Here is an 18,249-nt window from a genome sequence, read left to right on the forward strand (position 1 = left end):
CTGCGGTGAGGCAACAATCGCTGGGGCCGCTGCGCGGCCCTTTCGCGGCACGAGGCCGCTCCTACAGGGGTGTCAGTGCGCGGCCACAGGCGCCAAGCGCTCCAGCGCCTGGTTCAGCGCCAGCACATTCACCACGGGCGGCCCGACCAGTGGACGCAGGGTGGCCTCATTCACCAGCGCTTGCAAGCGTTCCACCGGTACCTGCCGTGCCGCCGCCACACGCGGCAGCTGGTAGGCGATGGCCTCGGGCGGCAGGTGCGGATCCAGCCCGCTGCCCGAGGTGGTCAGCAGCGCTTGAGGCACCGGCCCCTGCTGCCCCTGGTACTGCGCGGCGGCATCAGTCTTCACGCGCTCGGCCAGCGCCGGGTTGCTCGGCGCCAGGTTGCTGGCGCCACTGGCCACGGTGGCATAGGCGCCCGCCGAAGGCCGCGACTTGAACCAGGCGTCGCCCTTGAACTCCTGGGCAATCAGCGCCGAGCCACGCACCTCGCCGCGGTCATCGCGCACCAGGCTGCCATTGGCCTGGCCAGGGAAGGCGACCTGGGCGATGCCAGTCACCGCCAGGGGATACAGCGCGCCGGTGACCAGGGTCATCAGCAGGACCAGGCTCAGGGCCGGGCGTACATAAGCGGTCATATCAGCCTCCTCAGACCAGGTGCAGCGCAGTGAGCAGCATGTCGATCAGCTTGATCCCGGCGAACGGCACGACGATGCCGCCCAGGCCGTAGATCAGCAGGTTGCGGCGCAGCAGGTGGGCAGCGCTGGCGGCCTGCACCCGCACCCCGCGCAAAGCCAGGGGGATCAGCACGATGATGATCAGCGCGTTGAACACGATGGCCGAGAGGATCGCGCTCTGCGGGCTGGCCAGGTGCATCAGGTTGAGCACGCCCAGCTGCGGGTAGATGGCGGCGAACAGCGCCGGCAGGATGGCGAAGTACTTGGCCACGTCGTTGGCGATGGAGAAGGTGGTCAGCGCACCGCGGGTGACCAGCAGCTCCTTGCCCACCTGCACCACGTCCAGCAGCTTGGTCGGGTCGCTGTCCAGGTCGACCATATTGGCAGCCTCGCGGGCGGCCTGGGTGCCGTCGTTCATGGCCATGCCCACATCGGCCTGAGCCAGCGCCGGGGCGTCGTTGGCGCCATCACCGCACATGGCGACCAGACGGCCGTCGTTCTGCTCCTGGCGGATGCGCGCCAGCTTCTTCTCGGGGGTAGCTTCGGCCAGCACGTCGTCCACGCCGGCCTCGGCGGCGATGGCGGCGGCGGTCAGCGGGTTGTCGCCGGTAACCATCACGGTGCGGATACCGAGCTTGCGCAGTTCGGCGAAGCGCTCACGGATGCCGGGCTTGACCACGTCCTTGAGGTGGATCACACCGAGCAGGTGCTTGTCGACGCACACCAGCAGCGGGGTGCCGCCGCTCTGGGCGATGCGCTCCACTTCACGGGCCAAGGCGGCGGGCAGTTCCAGGCGTTGCAGGCCACAGAAGGCCAGCACCGCGTCGACGGCGCCCTTGCGGTAGCGGCGCTGCTGGAAATCGATGCCCGACAGGCGGGTCTCGGCGCTGAACGCGATGGCTGCGTACTGCTCGGTCAAAGGCTCGGCGAAATCGTGCAACTGGCGCAGGTACTCGACGATCGACTTGCCCTCGGCGGTGTCGTCGGCCAGCGAGGCGAGCAAGGCGCCCTCCCCCAGCTCCTTGGCGGTCACCCCTGAGGCGGCGTGCAGGGCGCTGCAACGGCGGTTGCCGAAGGTGATGGTGCCGGTCTTGTCGAGCATCAGCGTGTGCACGTCGCCGGCCGCCTCGACGGCGCGGCCGGAGCGGGCGATCACGTTCAGGCGCACCAAGCGGTCCATGCCGGCGATGCCGATGGCCGACAGCAGGCCGCCGATGGTGGTGGGGATCAAGGTCACCAGCAGCGCGGCGAGGAAGATCAGCGGCAGCTCGCCACCAGCGAAGCGGGCGAACGGCTGCAGGGTGACCACCACGATCAGGAAGATCAGGGTCAGGCCGATCAGCAGGATGTCCAGGGCAATCTCGTTGGGGGTTTTCTGGCGTTTGGCGCCTTCGACCAGGGCGATCATGCGGTCCAGGGTCGACTCGCCCGGGTTGCTGGTGATGCGGATCAGCAGCCAGTCGGAGACCAGACGGGTGTTGCCGGTGACCGCCGAGCGGTCGCCGCCGGACTCGCGGATCACCGGGGCGGACTCGCCGGTGATCGCCGACTCGTTGACCGCGGCGATGCCTTCGAGCACCTCGCCGTCGCCGGGGATCATTTCGCCGGCCACCACGCGCACCACATCGTCCTTGCGCAGCTGGGTGGCGGCGACGCTCTCGAAACTGCCGTCGCTCTTGCGGCGCTTGGCGGTCAGGCCTTGGCTACCGGCCTTGAGGCTGTCGGCGCGGGCCTTGCCGCGGCCCTCGGCCAGGGCTTCGGCGAAGTTGGCGAACAACACGGTAAACCACAGCCAGACGGCGATCTGCACTGCCACACCGGTACTCACGCCGCTGCCGGGCACCAGGCACAGCACGGTGGTGAGCACGGCGGTGAGGGCCACCACCAGCATCACCGGGGCGCGCTTGAGCTGGCGCGGGTCGAGCTTGACGAAAGCCTGTACCAGCGCCGGACGCCACAACGCGCTGAAGCGGGTCTGGTCCTTGGCGCCTTGACGCGCCTTCACTTCGGGAATGGGCATGTTCATTGTGTATTCCTCAGAAACCCAGGCTCAGGTGTTCGGCAATCGGCCCCAGGGCCAGGGTCGGCAGGAAGGTCAGGCCACCGACCAGCAGGATGGTCACCAGCAGCAGCGTGGTGAACAGCGGGCCGTGGGTGGGGAAGCTGTTGAGGCCTTGCGGCGCGCTCTTCTTCGCCGCCAGGCTGCCGGCCAGGGCCAGCACCGGCAGGATGTAGCCGAAGCGGCCGATCAGCATGGCCAGGCCGATCATCACGTTGTGGAACACGGTGTTGGCGCCGAAACCGGCGAAGGCCGAGCCGTTGTTGGCGGTGCCGGAGGTGTAGGCGTACAGCAGCTGGCTGAAACCGTGGGCGCCGGGGTTGGTCACCGCGCCGGCCGGCCCAGGCAGGCTGGCGGCGATGGCGCCGAGGATCAGCACGCCCACCGGCATCACCAGCAGACTCGCCACCAGCAGTTGCACTTCACGGGCCTGCAGCTTCTTGCCCAGGTACTCCGGGGTGCGGCCGATCATCAGGCCGGCCAGGAATACCGCGATCAACACGAACAGCAGCATGCCGTAGAGGCCGGCGCCGACGCCGCCGAAGATCACTTCGCCAAGCATCATGTTGACCATCGCCACCATGCCGGTAATCGGGTTGAGGCTGTCGTGCATGGCGTTGACCGAGCCGTTGGAGGCGGAGGTGGTGGTCACCGTCCACAACACGGAGCCGGTGGTACCGAAGCGGCTCTCCTTGCCTTCCAGCGGCGCGCTCTGCTGTACCTGGGCGCTTTCCAGGGCCGGGTTGGGCTGATGTTCCGACCACAGCGCGGTGCTGCCGCCGATCAGGAACAGCGCCAGCATGCAGGCGATGATCGCGCGGCTCTGGCGCAGGTCCTTGACGTAATGGCCGAAGGTGAACACCAGGGCCACCGGGATCAGGATGATCGAAGCCACCTCGAACAGGTTGCTCCAGGCCGTGGGGTTCTCGAACGGGTGCGCCGAGTTGACACCGAAGAAGCCGCCACCGTTGGTGCCCAGCTGCTTGATGGCGATCTGGCTGGCGGCCGGGCCCAGCGGGATGGTCTGGTCGGTGCCTTGCAGGGTCACGGCGTGGACGTAGTCGGCAAAGGTCTGCGGCACGCCCTGCCAGACCAGCAGCAGCGCCAGCACCAGGCACAGCGGCAACAGGCCGTAGAGGGTGGCGCGGGTCAGGTCGACCCAGAAGTTGCCCAGGGTGCTGGCCGAGCGACGGGCGATACCCCGGCACAGGGCGACCAGCACGGCAAGGCCGGTGGCGGCGCTGACGAAGTTCTGCACGGTCAGGCCGATCATCTGGCTCAGGTAGCTGACCGAGGCTTCACCGCTGTAGGCCTGCCAGTTGGTGTTGGTCATGAAACTGACCGCAGTGTTGAACGCCAGCGACCATTCCTGGCCCGGCAGGTGCTGCGGGTTGAGCGGCAGGCTGCCCTGCAGTTGCAGGACACCGAACACCATCAAAAAACCGACCAGGTTGAAAGCCAGCAGGGCCAGGGTGTACTGCTTCCAGCTCTGCTCCTGGTCGGCGCGCACGCCGGCAACGCGGTAGCAGCCCCGCTCCACCGGGCCGAGGAGCGGCGACAGCCAGGTGCGCTGGCCTTCCATCACCTTGTAGTAGAAGCGACCGAGCCAGGGCGCCGGCAGCAGCACGATGGCGAAGAACGCCAGCAGCAGCAGGTAATCGTAACTGTGCATGGTCGCCCCTTAGCCGCGGTCGGCGCGCAGCAGCGCCACCAGCAGGTAAACCGCCAACGCCACCGCCAATAGCAGTGACAGCCCGTCGAGCATGTACATGAGTGAATCTCCCCTTGGTGCGGCGTGAGGGCCGCTTTGGGGAAATTGTCCGAGGGAGGGGCGTAAAGGGGCGAGATCGGGGGTGGGGTCAGGGCATAAAGAAAGCGTAAAGATCAGATACACCGGATCGCTTCACGGGCCCATTCGCGGGTAAACCCGCTCCCACAGGTGCTGCGCCAAGCTCAAGGGCTGCGCTGTACCTGTGGGAGCGGGTTTACCCGCGAAGAGGCCCGAAAGGTCAACGTTGCGGCGTGTGCTGCGCCGAATTGCGGCTCCAGTCCAGCAGCAGGCTGTACCCCACCGCCAACAGGGTCGGCCCGATAAACAGGCCAATGAAACCGAACGCGATCAGGCCGCCGAACACCCCCAGCAGCACGATCACCAGCGGCAGGTTGCCGCCCCGGCTGATCAGGTAGGGTTTGAGCACGTTGTCCACGCCACTGATGATGAACGTGCCCCACACCCCCAGGAATACCGCCATGCCGTAGTCACCCTTCCATACCAGCCAGGCGGTGGCGGGGATCCAGGCCAGCGGCGGACCCATGGGGATCAGGCTGAGCATGAAGGTCACCAGGCCGAGCACGATGGCCCCCGGCACGCCGGCGATCAGGAAGCCGATCAGCGCCAGCAGGGCCTGGGCCGCGGCGGTACCGATCACGCCGTTGACCACCCGTTGCACGGTGCCGGCCACCAGGTCGACGTAGTACTCGGCGCGCTCGCCCACCAGCCGTTGCAGCAGACGATGGACGAAAGCTGCCAAGCGTGGCCCGTCGCGGTAGAAGAAGAACACGAACACCAGGCTCAGGGTCAGCTCCAGCACCCCGCCGCCAATCTGCGCACTGCGTGCCAGCAGCCAGTTGCCGACCTGGCCCAGGTACGGCTTGGCCGAGGCCAGCAAGGCCGCGCCCTGCTGGTCGAACGACTCCCACCAGCTCACCAGGCGCTCACCGCCGAACGGAATGCCCGCCACCCAGGCGGGCGCGTCCGGCAGGCCATCGACCTGCACGTCGCGAATGAACGCGGTGGCATCGCGCACATGGTCGGCCAGGTTGAAACCCAGCCACACCAGCGGCAGCGCCACCAGCAGGATCCACACCGTGGTCAGCAGGCTCGCGGCGAGGGTTTCGCGCCCACCCAGCACACGGGTCAGCAGGCGCATCAGCGGCCAGCTGGCAAAGGCCAGGATGGCGCCCCACAGCAGCGCCGAGATGAACGGTGCCATCACCCACAGCGCGGCCCCCAGCAGGGTCAGCAGCAGGATCTGGATCAACAGGCGGTCATTGTTGGCCATGGTGGCGCTCACTCAACGGATCAGTTCCAGGTGCAGGCCCTCGGTCGGGGCGTCACCGACCTCCAGCCGCGCGCTGCGCACGCCGGCCTTGACCAGCTGCTCGCGCCAGGCCTCGGCGCCCTTGCCGCTGAGGCTGACGCGCAGGGTGCTGTCGAGGTTCAGGCTGCGGGCCAGCAACGTTGCCCAGGTAGCCTGGGGCTCGGCCAGATCAGGGTAGTCGAGCTTGCCGGTATCGCGCAGTTCGCGCAGCACCGTGGCGGCAGTGGGCAGCAGCTCGCCCAGCGGGCTGCCGGCGACGAACTCCTCGACATGCAGATAAGCACGGCGGTTGCCGCGAGTCACGCTGTACAGCGCCACCAGGGTGTCGGCTTCCTCGGCTGAGCGACGCAGCAGGATGAACGCTTGCTGCTCGTCACCGCCATTGAGCCGGGCATTGGCGAACACGTCGTTGGCCCACAGGCTGGCCTCGCCGCAATCGCGGCCCTGGCACCAGAACAGTGGATAGCCGCCCTCCTGCTGCAGGGCCTCGCGGGCGCTGGTGAAAGCTTCGCGGGCGCTGCGCTCGACCGGCAGCTCATAGGTCACCGAGCTGACCTGGCCACGGCTCTCGACCTTGTCGTCGACCCGCAGGCGGCCGCTGATCTTGCGCAGCGGTCCCATGGGGTAGACCCGCTCCTGCTCCACCGCCGGGCGCTGGTCGACCACCTTGGCGTCAGGCGGTACCGGCAGGCTGCCGGCCCACAACAGGGGGCTGGCGATGGCGAAGCAGGCGGCAATGGCGCCGCGAACGAAAACAGGTGCGCTCATCGACCGCCCTCACAGGTGGCGGGGCAAGGCGCGTGGATGTCTGGCATGTACATGGTTGTCTCCCTTTCAACCCGCCAAGCCTCGACACTTGTCCGGTGCAAGTCAAGGAATGCCAAAGAAGCGATTGAAACAGTCTGCGACAAGGGCCGCGCCCTCGGCGTCGTTCAGGTGCAAGTGGTGGCCGCCCGGCAGGGTCACCCGCTCGAAGGGTAGCTGCTCCAGCAATTCCGTGTGGCGCGCCAGCATGCCGTCGGCGGCCACCACCAGGCAGGCCGGGCAGGCGATGCGTTTGACGAAGGCCATGGCCTGGTCCTGGTTCAGGCGGGTTGGCGAGGGCAAGGTGAGGCGGCTGTCGCTGCGCCAGCTGTAGCCGCCGGGCACCGGTATCAGGCCGCGCTGGGCCAGCAGTTCGGCAGCTTCGCGGCTGACCGCGACCATGCCCTTCATGCGCGCCTCGACGCCCGCCTCCAGGGTCGCGTACACCGATTTGCGCTTGCCCTCCAGGCGCAGTTGCGCCTGCAGCGCCAGCCCCAAGCGCTCGGCAGCGTCCTGTTCGCTGAGCGTCGGCGGAATCACCCCGTCGATCAGCGCCAGGTGGCTGACCCGCTCGGGCAAGGCCCCGGCCAGCTGTACCGAGATGATTGCGCCCAACGAATGACCGAGCAGACCGAAGCGCTTCCAGCCCAGTTGTTCGGCAACCCGCAGCACGTCATGGGCGTAGTCCGCCAGGGCATAGCCGGCGCCGACCGGACGATGCTCGGAGTAGCCATGCCCGGCCAGGTCCAGGGCGACGATACGCAGCCCCTTCAGTTGCGGCGCCAGGCGAGCGAAGCTGTTGGCGTTGTCCAGCCAGCCATGCAGGGCGATCACCGGCAGGCCGTCAGCCGGGCCGAACAGGTGTGCGGCCAGCTCGATATGGCCCAACGTCAGGCGGATCTCCTCGACCTGGGCGCTCATGCCTGGCTCCAGCGGTCGAACAGGCCCTTGATCAGGCCAGCGGTGTCGGTGGGCCGCTCCAGCGGAAACATGTGCCCGCCCGGCAGGCTGTGGTACTCGCCCTTGGCCATGGCGCGCACGGCCAGGGCGTGGTGTTTGCGGATCACCCGGCTCTGGGCGCCGCGTACCATCGCCAGCGGCACCTGCAACTGGCGTGGCCGGGCCGGGCTGACATGGGGAATGCTGCGGTAGATGCTGATCTCGGTGGCCGGGTCGAAGCGCAGGCGCAGGCCCTCCTTACCCTGCTCCAGGCCATGTTCCAGGTAGGCTTCCAGGCAGTCCGGGTCGAAGTGGCGGAACAGGGTCTTGCCGGCGAAGTAGCGGCGGGCGCTGTCGCGGTCGGGAAATGCCTCGCGCCGGCCCAGGGTGCGCCCGGCCGGGGTGATGCGGTCGATGAAGCCCAGGCGCTTGGCGGCCTGGATCAGCCATTCATCGGCACGGGTCAGCACCGGCGAGTCGAGCATCACCACCCCACGGTAAAACTCCGGGCGGCGCAGCGCCGCATGCAGGTGCAGCACGCCGCCCAGCGAATGGCCGACACCCCAGACCGGCGCATCCTGCTGCTCGAGGTGATGCAGCAGTTCGTCCACCAGGTTCTGCCAGTTGTCGTTGACCGGAAAACGCGGGTCGTGGGCGTGCTGCGCCAGGTGATGCACCTCGTAGTCCGGCTCCAGGGCGGCGAACAGCTTGCCGTAGGTGGCCGAGGGGAAGCCGTTGGCGTGGGCGAAGAAGATCTGCTGCGACATGGCCGCCTGCTCTGCACGAGGGATGGATAGCCCATTGTCGGCAAGCCGGACCCTGGCGGCAACGTTCGGAAAGGTCATCGCCGGTGGCGATCAGGTCATTCAGCAGCGCTCGAGGCTGGCCAGCGAACGGTGCAGGCAGGCTTGCATGTAGCCCAGTTGCCACTCCAGGGCCTGGCGGCCCAGGCTGCAGTCGTTCTCATTGTCAGCCAACCGGCGCAGGGCCAGACAGCTGGTCTGCAGCAGGTGCGCCATGCGGATGCTGGCCTGGCGCAGTTGCTCGAACTCATGCTGGCCTTCGAACCGGCGTATCAGCTCATCAAGCTTGGCATCGGCGATGTCCTGCATCAGGCGATACTCGGCGAAATCCAGCCGACCATCGTCCGTCAGCTTGTCGAGCAGCCACTGCGGGTCGACCGAGCGCACCAGCGCCATGCGATAACGGCTCACTCACCACTCCCTGTGCCTGTCGGCCCCATGAATCATTCACCGCGCCACGCTACTTGGGCCGCCTCCCGGCTGGCAACTGACAGAAATACCAGTTGCCAGGGCTCAGCCCAGCCCTTTCAAGGTCTTGATACTTGGCGTCCGGCTTGGACTTGCCGGGGCTGCTTTGCAGCCCTTTCGCGGCACAAGGCCGCTCCTACAGGCGACCGCGTGCTCCTGTAGGAGCGGCCTTGCCGAGGCGTCGGACCGGCCGGAAAGGGTCGCAAAGCGACCCCGGCAATCCTGAGTTGGAGCGGTCATATCCGAAAAATCACAAAACCTTGAAAGGGCTGAGGGTTCAACCGGGATGACGCAGGCTACGCAGGGTCATCAGGCCGCCCAGCGGCCAATTCCCTTCCAGCTCCGCCAGGCTAGCCGTACTCAGCGGCGCCGGTTGCTGGCAGTGGCCGTGCTCGAGCAGGCCGACCAGGGTTCCCACCAGCGGCTGGTGGCTGACCAGCAGCACATGCTCGAGCCCCAGGCGCTCGACTTCGCCGATCACCTGCTGCACGTCGCTGTCTGGCGTCAGCCAGGGCACCGTGCGCACCGGTTCGGCAAAGCCCAGCGCGCCGTGCACCAGGGCGGCGGTCTGCTGGGCGCGCACGTAGGGGCTGGCGATGATCGCCTGCAACGGCTGGCCGAGTAGGTGCGCGGCGCTGCGCAGCACCTGCTCGCGACCGTGGCCGGTCAGGCGGCGCTCGGCGTCGCTGTTGGCCCGGGGTTCCGCCTCGCCGTGACGCAGCACCCAGAGCTTCACAGCTTGGGCTCCTCATCACGCACCGGGTGCGCTGCCGGGGTGACGGCATGCGGTGCCTCGCCTTCCGGGGTGCGCGGCGTCGGCCAGTCGGCGAACGGCCAGGGCTTCTGGTCGGAGTGGAAGGTGCCGAAGCGGCCGATCTGTGCCAGGTACTGACTGAGGCTGTCGCCGAAGTTCATCAAGCTGGCGCTGGGCGCGCCGTAGATCAGCCGGTAGATCAGTTGCACCAGCACCAGGCCGCCAAGCAGCAGCTCGGCCAGTTGCCAGGCCACCAGGAATACCAGCATCCACAGCACCCGCAGGATGATCGACTCGCGCTGGGCGCGCTCGGGAGTATCGTTCATGGGTCGCTCCTTCAGTTGAAACCGCTGGTGGAAATGAAATCGACATCGGTCTTGGGTTCGGCACGCATCAGGTGCTCGATCACCTGGTTGAGCGTGCGCCCTTCAAACAGGATCGCGTGCAGGCCCGCCACCAGCGGCATGTACACGCCCACTTCCTGGGCCTTGGCCTTGAGCACCTTGAGCGTGTTGACGCCCTCGGCCACTTCGCCCAGGCGGCTGACCGCCTGCTCCAGGCTCAGGCCCTGGCCAAGGGCGTGGCCGACCTGGTAGTTGCGGCTCTTGGGCGAGGAGCAGGTGACGATCAGGTCGCCGACCCCGGCCAGCCCCAGGAAGGTCATGGGGTTGGCGCCCTGGCTCACGGCAAAGCGGGTCATCTCGGCCAGGGCGCGGGTGATCAGCATGCTCTTGGTGTTCTCGCCCATCCCCAAGGCCACGGCCATGCCGGCGATGATGGCGTACACGTTCTTCAGCGCGCCGCCCAGTTCGACGCCGAAACGGTCGGCACTGGCGTAGACGCGGAAGGTACGGCCATGCAGCACGGCCTGCACCTGCTGGCACAGCGCCTCGTCCTCGCTGGCGACCACGGTGGCGGTCAGCGCATGCTCGGCGATCTCGCGGGCAAGGTTAGGGCCCGACAGCACGCCGATGCGCGCCTGGGGGGCGATCTCTTCGAGGATCTGGCTCATCAGCTTGAAGGTGTGCGCCTCGATGCCCTTGGTCAGGCTGACCAGGCCCTTGCCACGCAGCAGTTCGGCATGGGGCGCGAGCACGCTGCGCAAGGCGCTGGAGGGCAAGGCAACGAAGATCAACGCGCTGCCCTGCAAGGTGGCGAGCAGGTCGTTGACCGGCTCGACGCCGTCGTGCAGGCGAATGCCCTTGAGGTAGCGCGGATTCTCGCGATCGACGCGCATCGCCTCGGCCTGCGCCGGGTCGCGCATCCACTGCCGCACCAGATGGCCGTTTTCGGCCAAGAGGTTCGCCACGGCGGTGCCGAAGCTGCCGCCTCCAAGAACCGCAACAGGTTGCTGTTCAGTCATATCCAATCCGTTAACCAATAAAAGTAAGTGGCGACCGGGGCATTATACGGTGCCGTTGCGACAGAACCAGTGCGTATGCATCGCGGGGCAAGCCCGCTCCCACGCACCCGGACACAATCAAGAGAAAGTTCAGGTGGTGCGATGCGGCAATAGGCCATCCGTCGATCACTGGCAAAAGCCGTACGGTCGGTTAACATGCCTGATTCATTTGTGAAACAAGGCCGTTTCGTGTTCCCTGGCACGCCTCCCTATCCACGCCTGCTGTTGCTGACTGCCCTGCTAGGCGGCCCGGCCGTGGCCGACGACCTGTTCATCGACAACCAGGACCTGCCGCAGGTTCTGACCGCCACGCGCCTGAAACAATCCCCGGCGGCGGTCCCGGGCAGCATGACTGTGCTAGACAACGAGCTGATCCGCGCCAGCGGCGCCCGCGACATCCCCGAACTGCTGCGCCTGGTGCCAGGGATGATGATCGGCTACGGCGCCGGCAACCAGCCGACGGTCAACTACCATGGCAGCAATGTCAGCGACGCCCGGCGCATGCAGGTGCTGATCGACGGTCGATCGGTGTACCGCGCAGGCCTGGCCACGGTGGACTGGAGCGATATCCCGGTGGCGATCGAGGACATCGAGCGCATCGAGGTGTTCCGCGGCCCCAACACCGTCAGCTACGGCGCCAACGCGCTGATGGCGGTGGTCAACATCCTCACCCGCAACCCGGCCGACAGCCACGGCTCGCGGGTCAAGCTGACCCGTGGCCAGGATGGCATCAACGATTACTACGCGAGCCAGGGCTTTGGCTGGGACAGCGGCGACCTGCGCCTGTCGCTCTCCGGCCAGCAGGACGATGGCTTCGACCACGACCAGTTCGGTCGCGATTACCGCGACAGCCGCCGGCTCAACCGCGTCAACCTCAACGCCAGCCACACCCTGGCGCCGAACCAGACCCTGGAATGGCAACTGGCGGCCAAGGAAGGCAGCAACCAGCGGCCCTATACCTACCAGCCGGTGTTCGGCAACTACCGGGCCGGCGACAACGCCGACGTCAACGCCAAGGACTACGCAGGCTCGGTGCGCTGGAACCTCGACCTGAACCCCGAGCACAGCCTGTATGTGCAGGGCTCGGCCCAGCACTTCGACCGCCAGCAGGTGTGGCGCGCCTGCGATGCGGCGATCGCCTTCAGCCCGGAGCTGACCCGCCTGTGGCAGCTCGACCCGAACTTCGCCGAGAAGGTCGCGCGCAATCTGTTTACCGGCAACCTGCCCACCACCAGCAACCCCGAGCTCGGTTCGTTGATGGGCCAGGTACAAGACCAATGGGCCAACGGTGGCCGCAACACGATCTGCGGCGACGTCGACCAAAGCACCCGCGAGACCCGCTACGACCTGGAAATCCAGGACACCCTGAGCCTGACCGACAGCCTGCGCCTGGTCACCGGCATGAACTACCGTTACGACAAGGCCGACTCGCAGACCTACTTCAACGGCAGCATCGACGACCAGACCTGGCGCCTGTTCGGCCAGCTCGAGTGGCGCATCGACGAGCACTGGATCGTCCAGGGCGGGGCGATGCACGAGCACTCGCAGCTGTCGGGCAACTCGCTCACCCCGCGGGTGGCGGTGAACTACCTGATCACCCCGCGCCATGGCCTGCGCGCGGTGTATTCCGAGGCGATCCGTTCGCCGGACATGTTCGAGAACAATGTCAACTGGAGCTACACCGTCAAGAACCTCACGCCCAACCGCTACGGCCTGCAGAACGGCGAATATTTCGTCAAGACCCGCGGCCCGGGCAACCTCGACCAGGAGCGCATGCGCTCGCGTGAGCTTGGCTACAACGGCTACTTCACCGACCTCGACCTGAGCATGGACGTGAAACTGTTCTACGACGAGATCACCGGGATGATCAGCGAACCGTTGAAGAACAACCAGTACATCGCCAGCAACGCCAACAAGGCCCGCTTCAGCGGCAGCGAGGCGCAGTTCGACTGGCACGCCACCCAGCGCGACCGCCTGCGTCTGACCTACGCCTACGTCGACGCCTGGGCCAGCAACCCCAACGACCGGCGCCTGAGCGCCCGCAACAGCGGTTCGGCCGGCTGGCTGCGCGATTGGGGCGAAGGCTGGTCCAGCGCCCTCTTCTACTACGGTGACGACGCCCTCAATGGTTACCGTTACGAACGGGTCGACCTGCGCCTGGCCAAGCGTTTCAAAGTGCAAGGCAGCAACCTGGAGCTGGCCGCGCTGTGGCAGCAGCGCCTGGATGACGAGCCGATCACCCTGGAACAGAACCGTTACGACAGCCGCCACCGCCTGAGCGTCAGTGCGGAGCTGGAATTCTGATGGTCCGTCTGCTGCGCCTGTTGCTGCTGTGCCTCTGGCCCCTGGGATCGCTGTCCGCCAGCGAAATCCTGCTGGTCGGCGCCGAGGACCAGCCCGGCATCCGCAGCTTCGTCACGGCCCTGGAAAAACGTCGTCCCAACGACCAGGTGCGGTTCCAGACCGTCGAGCAGCTGCCAAGCCCGGCCAAGCTCAAGGCCGACACCCGCCTGATCCTCCTCGACACCTCGGCCCTGGAGTGGCGCCTGGCTGAATCCGTAGGGCCGGCGGCGCTGGCGTTGCGGGTCAGCCGGGTCCAGATCGAACAGCGCCTGGGCACCTCGCGCCCTGCCTACCTGACCCTGCTGTGGAGCGATCCGCCCCTGGCCCGGCAGCTGCGCCTGGCCCGCTACCTGTTGCCGCAGGCGCGGCGTATCGGCGTGCTCTATGGCGAACACAGCCGTTTCCTGCTCGACGAGTTGCGCCAGGCCGCCAGTGCACTGGGCCTGGAAATCGTCGCCCAGGACTGGCCCGATTTGCGCGACAGCCGTCCCCTGCAAGACCTGCTGGGCAACAGCGACGTACTGCTCGGCCTGGACGATCCCGACCTGTACAACTCCAAGTCGGCCAAGAACGTGCTGCTCAGCAGCTATGGCCGGCAGATGGCGCTGATCGGGCCGAACGTCGGATTCGTCCGCGCCGGCGCCCTGGCCAGCACCTATAGCGACCAGGACGACTGGCTGGCGGTGCTCGGGCAACTGCTCGACCTGCCACCGGCCCGCTGGCCGCGCAGCCTCTACCCCGCGCACTTCGGTGTCAGCGGCAACCAGCAGGTGGCCCGCGCCCTGGGCCTGGAGGCGATCGACCCGGTCGCCGCCGCCCTGGCCCTTGCCGAAGGAACCTCCACCCCATGAGCAAGCGCCTGAGCTGGGACATCCACACCCGCACCCAGATCATCAGCCTGGGCCCGGCCCTGTTGCTGACCCTGCTGCTGATCAGCTTCTTTACCTTCGTGCGGATCCAGGACCTGCGCCAGGAACTCAACCACACCGGGCAACTGATCGCCAACCAGCTGGCGCCGGCCTCGGAGTACGGCGTGATCTCGGGCAACAATGAAGTGCTCGAGAGCCTGATGCGCGCCACCCTGAGCATTCCCCACGTGCGTTTCCTCGAGGTGCAGGACAGCCGCAACCATATCCTGGTGTACGTCGAGCAACCCGACGAAAGCCACAGCCGCGCCCAACGCGTCGAGGTGTTCCAGGCTCCGATCCGCCTGCAGCAGATCCGCCTGGACAACGACTTCCTGCAGGGCAAGGCGCCAGCGCCGAACATTGGCGACGACTATCTGGGTCGGGTAATCGTCGGCATGTCCGACGACGCCTTCAGTCAGCGCCAGCAGGAGATCGTGATCAAGGCCGCGATCCTCGCCCTGTTCGCCCTGCTGTTCACCTTCCTGCTGGCCCGGCGCCTGGCCACCAGCCTGTCCAAGCCGATCAGCGACATGGGCCACGCGGTCCGGGCGATCCAGCAGGGCGACTTCAACGCGCCGCTGCCGGTGGTCGACGACAGCGAGCTGGGCCACCTGGCCCGGCACATCAACAACCTGGCCAGCGCCCTCGACCAGGCCGCCCATGAACAGCAACAGGCCATGGGCCAGCTGATCCAGGCCCGCGAGGAAGCCGAGCAGGCCAACCGCGCCAAGTCGGACTTCCTGGCGATGATGAGCCACGAACTGCGCACGCCCATGAACGGCGTGCTGGGCATGCTGCAACTGCTGGAGACCACCGAGCTGACCAGCGAGCAGGCCGACTACACAGCGGTGGCCAGCGAATCCACCGGCCACCTGCTCAAGGTGATCAACGACATCCTCGATTTCTCACGGATCGAGCGCACCACCCTGGAGCTGGAACATATCGACTTCAACCTCGGCGAGCTGATCACCAGCAGCGTGCTGTCGTTCCAGCACAGCGCCCAGCAGCGCAACCTGGACCTGCGACTGCAGCTGCCAGCGGGCATGAACTCGCTGCAGGTGGTGGGTGATCCGACGCGCATCCGCCAGATCCTGCTGAACCTGGTAGGCAATGCGCTGAAGTTCACCGAGCGCGGCGAGGTGGCCATCGAGGCCCGCTGGCAGGTGCTCGACCGCCAGCTGATCTGGCTGACTTGCACCGTACGCGACACCGGCATCGGCATCGACAACAACCGCCTGGAGATGATGTTCGTGGCCTTCCAGCAGGCCGACAACACCATTTCCCGGCGCTACGGCGGCACCGGCCTGGGCCTGTCGATCGCCCGCACCCTGGCCGAGCGCATGGGCGGCCAGTTACGCGGCGAGAGCCGCGAGGGGCTGGGCTCGACCTTCACCCTGGAAATGCCGCTGGCCCTGGCCAGCGCTCCTGCCACCTTGCCCGGCGCGACGCCCCAGGCCAGCACGATGGGCGAAGGCAGCGGGCGAGTCCTGCTGGTGGAAGACAACCCGGTCAACCAGAGCGTCATCGAGGCGATGCTGCGCAGCCTTGGCTTCGAGGTGAGCCTGGCCATGGACGGTGCCCAGGCGGTCGACCTGGTCGGCCAGCAACGCTTTGCCGCCGTGCTGATGGATTGCCGCCTGCCGAATGTCGACGGCTACGAGGCGACCCGGCGCATCCGCCAGTTGCCGCGCACCGAGGGCCTGCCGATCATCGCCCTGACCGCCAGCGCGCTGCAGGGCGACCGCGAACGCTGCCTGGCCGCCGGAATGAACGATTACCTGAGCAAGCCGTTCAAACGCACGGATCTGCAGCGCATCCTGCAGCGCTGGTTGCCGGGTCGGACAGCCGCGACTGGCGATAAATGCTAAAGTGCGGCAGTCTTAAGGACTGGACAGGACCGCCTCAGGGCCGGAAAATAACATTTCAGTGCACACCTGTACTTCTTTTGCCAGGTGCGCTGTGACTTTCACCACAACGCAATAGTCTACCTGTAGGCTGCCGCCTCGAATGCCAAGTGCTTCGGGCCGGCCGGGAAGATTCATCCCCTGCCGCAGGGGGTTATTGAGGAGCTCGCATGACCAAACAACACGCCTTTACTCGGGAAGACCTGCTGCGCTGCAGTCGCGGTGAGCTGTTCGGCCCCGGTAATGCGCAACTGCCCGCCCCGAACATGCTGATGGTCGATCGCATCACCCATATCAGCGAGGAAGGCGGCAAGTTCGGCAAAGGTGAATTGGTCGCCGAGCTGGATATCAATCCGGACCTGTGGTTCTTCGCCTGCCACTTCGAAGGCGATCCGGTGATGCCGGGCTGCCTGGGCCTGGACGCCATGTGGCAGCTGGTCGGTTTCTTCCTCGGCTGGCAGGGCCTGCCGGGCCGTGGTCGCGCCCTGGGTTCGGGCGAGGTGAAATTCTTCGGCCAGGTGTTGCCTACCGCCAAGAAAGTCACCTACAACATTCATATCAAGCGCGTCCTGAAGGGCAAGCTGAACATGGCCATCGCCGATGGCTCGGTCAGCGTCGACGGTCGCGAGATCTACACCGCCGAAGGCCTGCGGGTCGGCGTGTTCACCTCCACTGACAATTTCTAAGGGTTATTCGCATGCGCCGCGTCGTGATCACTGGTCTGGGCATCGTATCGTGCCTGGGCAATGACAAAGCTACCGTCACCGAAAACCTGCGCAACAGCCGTCCGGGTATCCGTTACAACCCGGAATACAAGGAAATGGGGCTGCGTAGCCAGGTTTCCGGTTCCATCGACCTCAACCTCGAAGAGCTGATCGACCGCAAGGTCTATCGCTTCGTCGGCCACGCCGCGGCCTACGCCTACCTGGCGATGCAGGACGCGATCAAGGACTCGGGCCTGACCGAAGAGCAGGTTTCCAACCCGCGTACCGGCCTGGTTGCCGGCTCCGGCGGCGCTTCCACCCTGAACCAGATGGAAGCCCTGGACACCCTGCGCGAAAAAGGCGTCAAGCGCGTCGGCCCGTACCGCGTCACCCGCACCATGGGCAGCACCGTGTCGGCGTGCCTGGCCACTCCGTTCAAGATCAAGGGCATCAACTACTCGATCTCGTCGGCCTGCGCCACCTCCGCGCACTGCATCGGCACCGCCCTGGAGCAGATCCAGTGGGGCAAGCAGGACATCGTCTTCGCCGGTGGCGGTGAAGAAGAGCACTGGAGCCAGTCGTTCCTGTTCGACGCCATGGGCGCCCTGTCGACCAAGCGCAACGAAACCCCGGAACTGGCCTCGCGCGCCTACGATGCCGACCGTGACGGCTTCGTCATCGCCGGCGGCGGCGGCATGGTGGTGGTCGAGGAGCTCGAGCACGCCCTGGCCCGTGGCGCCAAGATCTACGCCGAGATCGTCGGCTACGGCGCCACTTCCGACGGCTACGACATGGTCGCCCCAAGCGGCGAAGGCGCGATCCGCTGCATGCAGCAGGCGCTGTCCACCGTCGACACCCCGATCGACTACCTGAACACCCACGGCACCTCCACCCCGGTCGGCGACGTCGCCGAAATGAAGGGCGTGCGTGAAGTGTTCGGCGACAAGGCACCGAAGATCAGCTCGACCAAGAGCCTGTCGGGCCACTCGCTGGGCGCCGCGGGCGTGCACGAGGCGATCTACTGCCTGCTGATGATGGAGAACAACTTCATCGCCGGCTCCGCCAACATCGACGAGCTGGACCCGGAGGTCGCCGACCTGCCGGTACTGCGCAAGACCGAAGAGAACGCCAAGATCGACACGGTCATGAGCAACAGCTTCGGCTTCGGCGGCACCAACGCCACCCTGGTGCTCAAGCGCTGGACTGGCAAGTGATCGCTTGATCTGCTGAACGAGAACGCCCGGACCTTGGTCCGGGCGTTTTTGTTTGTGCTGCCAGACGAAGCACGCCCACCTGTAGGAGCGGCCTTGTGCCGCGAAAGGGGCGCAAAGCGCCCCCGGCGATTCATCTGTGAGGTCGATATTCCGGGGCCGCTTTGCGGCCCT

17 protein-coding genes are annotated in these 18,249 nt (G+C 66.6%); 5 read left to right on the forward strand and 12 right to left on the reverse strand.

Going from position 1 to position 18,249, the window contains the following annotated elements; genetic code table 11:
* Positions 1-72: 72 nt before the first annotated feature.
* The 12 genes from kdpC to LU671_RS17465 form a co-directional block, all read right to left on the reverse strand.
* Complete coding sequence (kdpC, locus tag LU671_RS17410; RefSeq protein ID WP_232856368.1) at positions 73-636, reverse strand: potassium-transporting ATPase subunit KdpC; 564 nt, start codon at positions 634-636, stop codon at positions 73-75.
* Between the two features lie 10 nt (positions 637-646).
* Positions 647-2,701 carry a potassium-transporting ATPase subunit KdpB gene (kdpB, locus tag LU671_RS17415; RefSeq protein ID WP_232856369.1) on the reverse strand — a complete coding sequence of 685 codons (2,055 nt, stop codon included), beginning with the start codon at positions 2,699-2,701 and terminating at the stop codon, positions 647-649.
* Positions 2,702-2,711: 10 nt separating this feature from the next.
* Positions 2,712-4,406 carry a potassium-transporting ATPase subunit KdpA gene (gene kdpA / locus LU671_RS17420; RefSeq protein WP_232856370.1) on the reverse strand — a complete coding sequence of 565 codons (1,695 nt, stop codon included), beginning with the start codon at positions 4,404-4,406 and terminating at the stop codon, positions 2,712-2,714.
* Between the two features lie 9 nt (positions 4,407-4,415).
* Complete coding sequence (gene kdpF / locus LU671_RS17425) at positions 4,416-4,505, reverse strand: K(+)-transporting ATPase subunit F (protein ID WP_011534724.1); 90 nt, start codon at positions 4,503-4,505, stop codon at positions 4,416-4,418.
* 238 nt (positions 4,506-4,743) lie between these two features.
* Positions 4,744-5,796: an AI-2E family transporter gene (locus LU671_RS17430; protein WP_232856371.1), complete on the reverse strand. Its 1,053-nt coding sequence runs from the start codon at positions 5,794-5,796 to the stop codon at positions 4,744-4,746.
* 12 nt (positions 5,797-5,808) lie between these two features.
* Positions 5,809-6,603 carry a DUF4892 domain-containing protein gene (locus LU671_RS17435; protein WP_203651834.1) on the reverse strand — a complete coding sequence of 265 codons (795 nt, stop codon included), beginning with the start codon at positions 6,601-6,603 and terminating at the stop codon, positions 5,809-5,811.
* 102 nt (positions 6,604-6,705) lie between these two features.
* Complete coding sequence (locus tag LU671_RS17440) at positions 6,706-7,560, reverse strand: alpha/beta hydrolase (protein WP_232856372.1); 855 nt, start codon at positions 7,558-7,560, stop codon at positions 6,706-6,708.
* Entirely contained in the window at positions 7,557-8,345 is a 789-nt protein-coding gene (locus tag LU671_RS17445; RefSeq protein ID WP_232856373.1) for an alpha/beta fold hydrolase, read from the reverse strand. Before LU671_RS17445 ends, LU671_RS17440 begins: the two co-directional genes overlap by 4 nt.
* A 99-nt stretch (positions 8,346-8,444) precedes the next feature.
* Entirely contained in the window at positions 8,445-8,792 is a 348-nt protein-coding gene (locus LU671_RS17450; RefSeq protein ID WP_203651830.1) for a hypothetical protein, read from the reverse strand.
* A gap of 334 nt (positions 8,793-9,126) precedes the next feature.
* Positions 9,127-9,585, reverse strand: coding sequence for a phosphohistidine phosphatase SixA (gene sixA / locus LU671_RS17455; RefSeq protein WP_232856374.1), 459 nt, complete (start codon positions 9,583-9,585; stop codon positions 9,127-9,129).
* Positions 9,582-9,929: a DUF4389 domain-containing protein gene (locus LU671_RS17460; RefSeq protein WP_203651828.1), complete on the reverse strand. Its 348-nt coding sequence runs from the start codon at positions 9,927-9,929 to the stop codon at positions 9,582-9,584. Before LU671_RS17460 ends, sixA begins: the two co-directional genes overlap by 4 nt.
* 11 nt (positions 9,930-9,940) lie before the next feature.
* A complete protein-coding gene (locus tag LU671_RS17465) occupies positions 9,941-10,966 on the reverse strand; it encodes an NAD(P)H-dependent glycerol-3-phosphate dehydrogenase (protein ID WP_232856375.1) in 1,026 nt (341 codons plus the stop codon).
* Positions 10,967-11,161: 195 nt separating this feature from the next.
* Here LU671_RS17465 and LU671_RS17470 point away from each other — a divergent pair, with 195 nt between their 5' ends.
* The 5 genes from LU671_RS17470 to fabB all read left to right on the forward strand — a co-directional run bounded on the left by LU671_RS17470 (position 11,162) and on the right by fabB (position 18,078).
* Positions 11,162-13,309 (forward strand): TonB-dependent receptor plug domain-containing protein, encoded by a 2,148-nt coding sequence (locus LU671_RS17470; RefSeq protein WP_203651827.1) that lies wholly within the window; start codon positions 11,162-11,164, stop codon positions 13,307-13,309.
* Complete coding sequence (locus LU671_RS17475; RefSeq protein WP_232856376.1) at positions 13,309-14,199, forward strand: ABC transporter substrate-binding protein; 891 nt, start codon at positions 13,309-13,311, stop codon at positions 14,197-14,199. Before LU671_RS17470 ends, LU671_RS17475 begins: the two co-directional genes overlap by 1 nt.
* Positions 14,196-16,124 carry a response regulator gene (locus LU671_RS17480; RefSeq protein ID WP_232856377.1) on the forward strand — a complete coding sequence of 643 codons (1,929 nt, stop codon included), beginning with the start codon at positions 14,196-14,198 and terminating at the stop codon, positions 16,122-16,124. Before LU671_RS17475 ends, LU671_RS17480 begins: the two co-directional genes overlap by 4 nt.
* Positions 16,125-16,330: 206 nt before the next feature.
* The gene (gene fabA, locus LU671_RS17485) at positions 16,331-16,846 is read left to right on the forward strand and encodes a 3-hydroxyacyl-[acyl-carrier-protein] dehydratase FabA (protein WP_102684717.1); all 516 of its coding nucleotides are present in this window, start codon (positions 16,331-16,333) and stop codon (positions 16,844-16,846) included.
* Between the two features lie 11 nt (positions 16,847-16,857).
* On the forward strand, positions 16,858-18,078 hold the full coding sequence (gene fabB, locus LU671_RS17490) for a beta-ketoacyl-ACP synthase I (RefSeq protein ID WP_050706509.1): 1,221 nt from the start codon (positions 16,858-16,860) through the stop codon (positions 18,076-18,078).
* Positions 18,079-18,249: the final 171 nt, after the last annotated feature.

Origin of the sequence: Pseudomonas sp. NMI760_13 (assembly GCF_021283245.1) — a bacterium.
GTDB classification, from domain to species: Bacteria; Pseudomonadota; Gammaproteobacteria; order Pseudomonadales; family Pseudomonadaceae; genus Aquipseudomonas; species Aquipseudomonas peradeniyensis.

Coding starts and splice junctions, on each gene's coding strand:
- LU671_RS17470 (WP_203651827.1), top strand. CDS start 11,162: ATGCCTGATTCATTTGTGAAACAAGGCCGTTTCGTGTTCCCTGGCACG.
- LU671_RS17475 (WP_232856376.1), top strand. CDS start 13,309: ATGGTCCGTCTGCTGCGCCTGTTGCTGCTGTGCCTCTGGCCCCTGGGA.
- kdpB (WP_232856369.1), bottom strand. CDS start 2,701: ATGAACATGCCCATTCCCGAAGTGAAGGCGCGTCAAGGCGCCAAGGAC.
- LU671_RS17435 (WP_203651834.1), bottom strand. CDS start 6,603: ATGAGCGCACCTGTTTTCGTTCGCGGCGCCATTGCCGCCTGCTTCGCC.
- LU671_RS17440 (WP_232856372.1), bottom strand. CDS start 7,560: ATGAGCGCCCAGGTCGAGGAGATCCGCCTGACGTTGGGCCATATCGAG.
- LU671_RS17465 (WP_232856375.1), bottom strand. CDS start 10,966: ATGACTGAACAGCAACCTGTTGCGGTTCTTGGAGGCGGCAGCTTCGGC.
- fabB (WP_050706509.1), top strand. CDS start 16,858: ATGCGCCGCGTCGTGATCACTGGTCTGGGCATCGTATCGTGCCTGGGC.
- LU671_RS17430 (WP_232856371.1), bottom strand. CDS start 5,796: ATGGCCAACAATGACCGCCTGTTGATCCAGATCCTGCTGCTGACCCTG.
- fabA (WP_102684717.1), top strand. CDS start 16,331: ATGACCAAACAACACGCCTTTACTCGGGAAGACCTGCTGCGCTGCAGT.
- kdpC (WP_232856368.1), bottom strand. CDS start 636: ATGACCGCTTATGTACGCCCGGCCCTGAGCCTGGTCCTGCTGATGACC.
- LU671_RS17460 (WP_203651828.1), bottom strand. CDS start 9,929: ATGAACGATACTCCCGAGCGCGCCCAGCGCGAGTCGATCATCCTGCGG.
- LU671_RS17445 (WP_232856373.1), bottom strand. CDS start 8,345: ATGTCGCAGCAGATCTTCTTCGCCCACGCCAACGGCTTCCCCTCGGCC.
- kdpF (WP_011534724.1), bottom strand. CDS start 4,505: ATGTACATGCTCGACGGGCTGTCACTGCTATTGGCGGTGGCGTTGGCG.
- kdpA (WP_232856370.1), bottom strand. CDS start 4,406: ATGCACAGTTACGATTACCTGCTGCTGCTGGCGTTCTTCGCCATCGTG.
- LU671_RS17480 (WP_232856377.1), top strand. CDS start 14,196: ATGAGCAAGCGCCTGAGCTGGGACATCCACACCCGCACCCAGATCATC.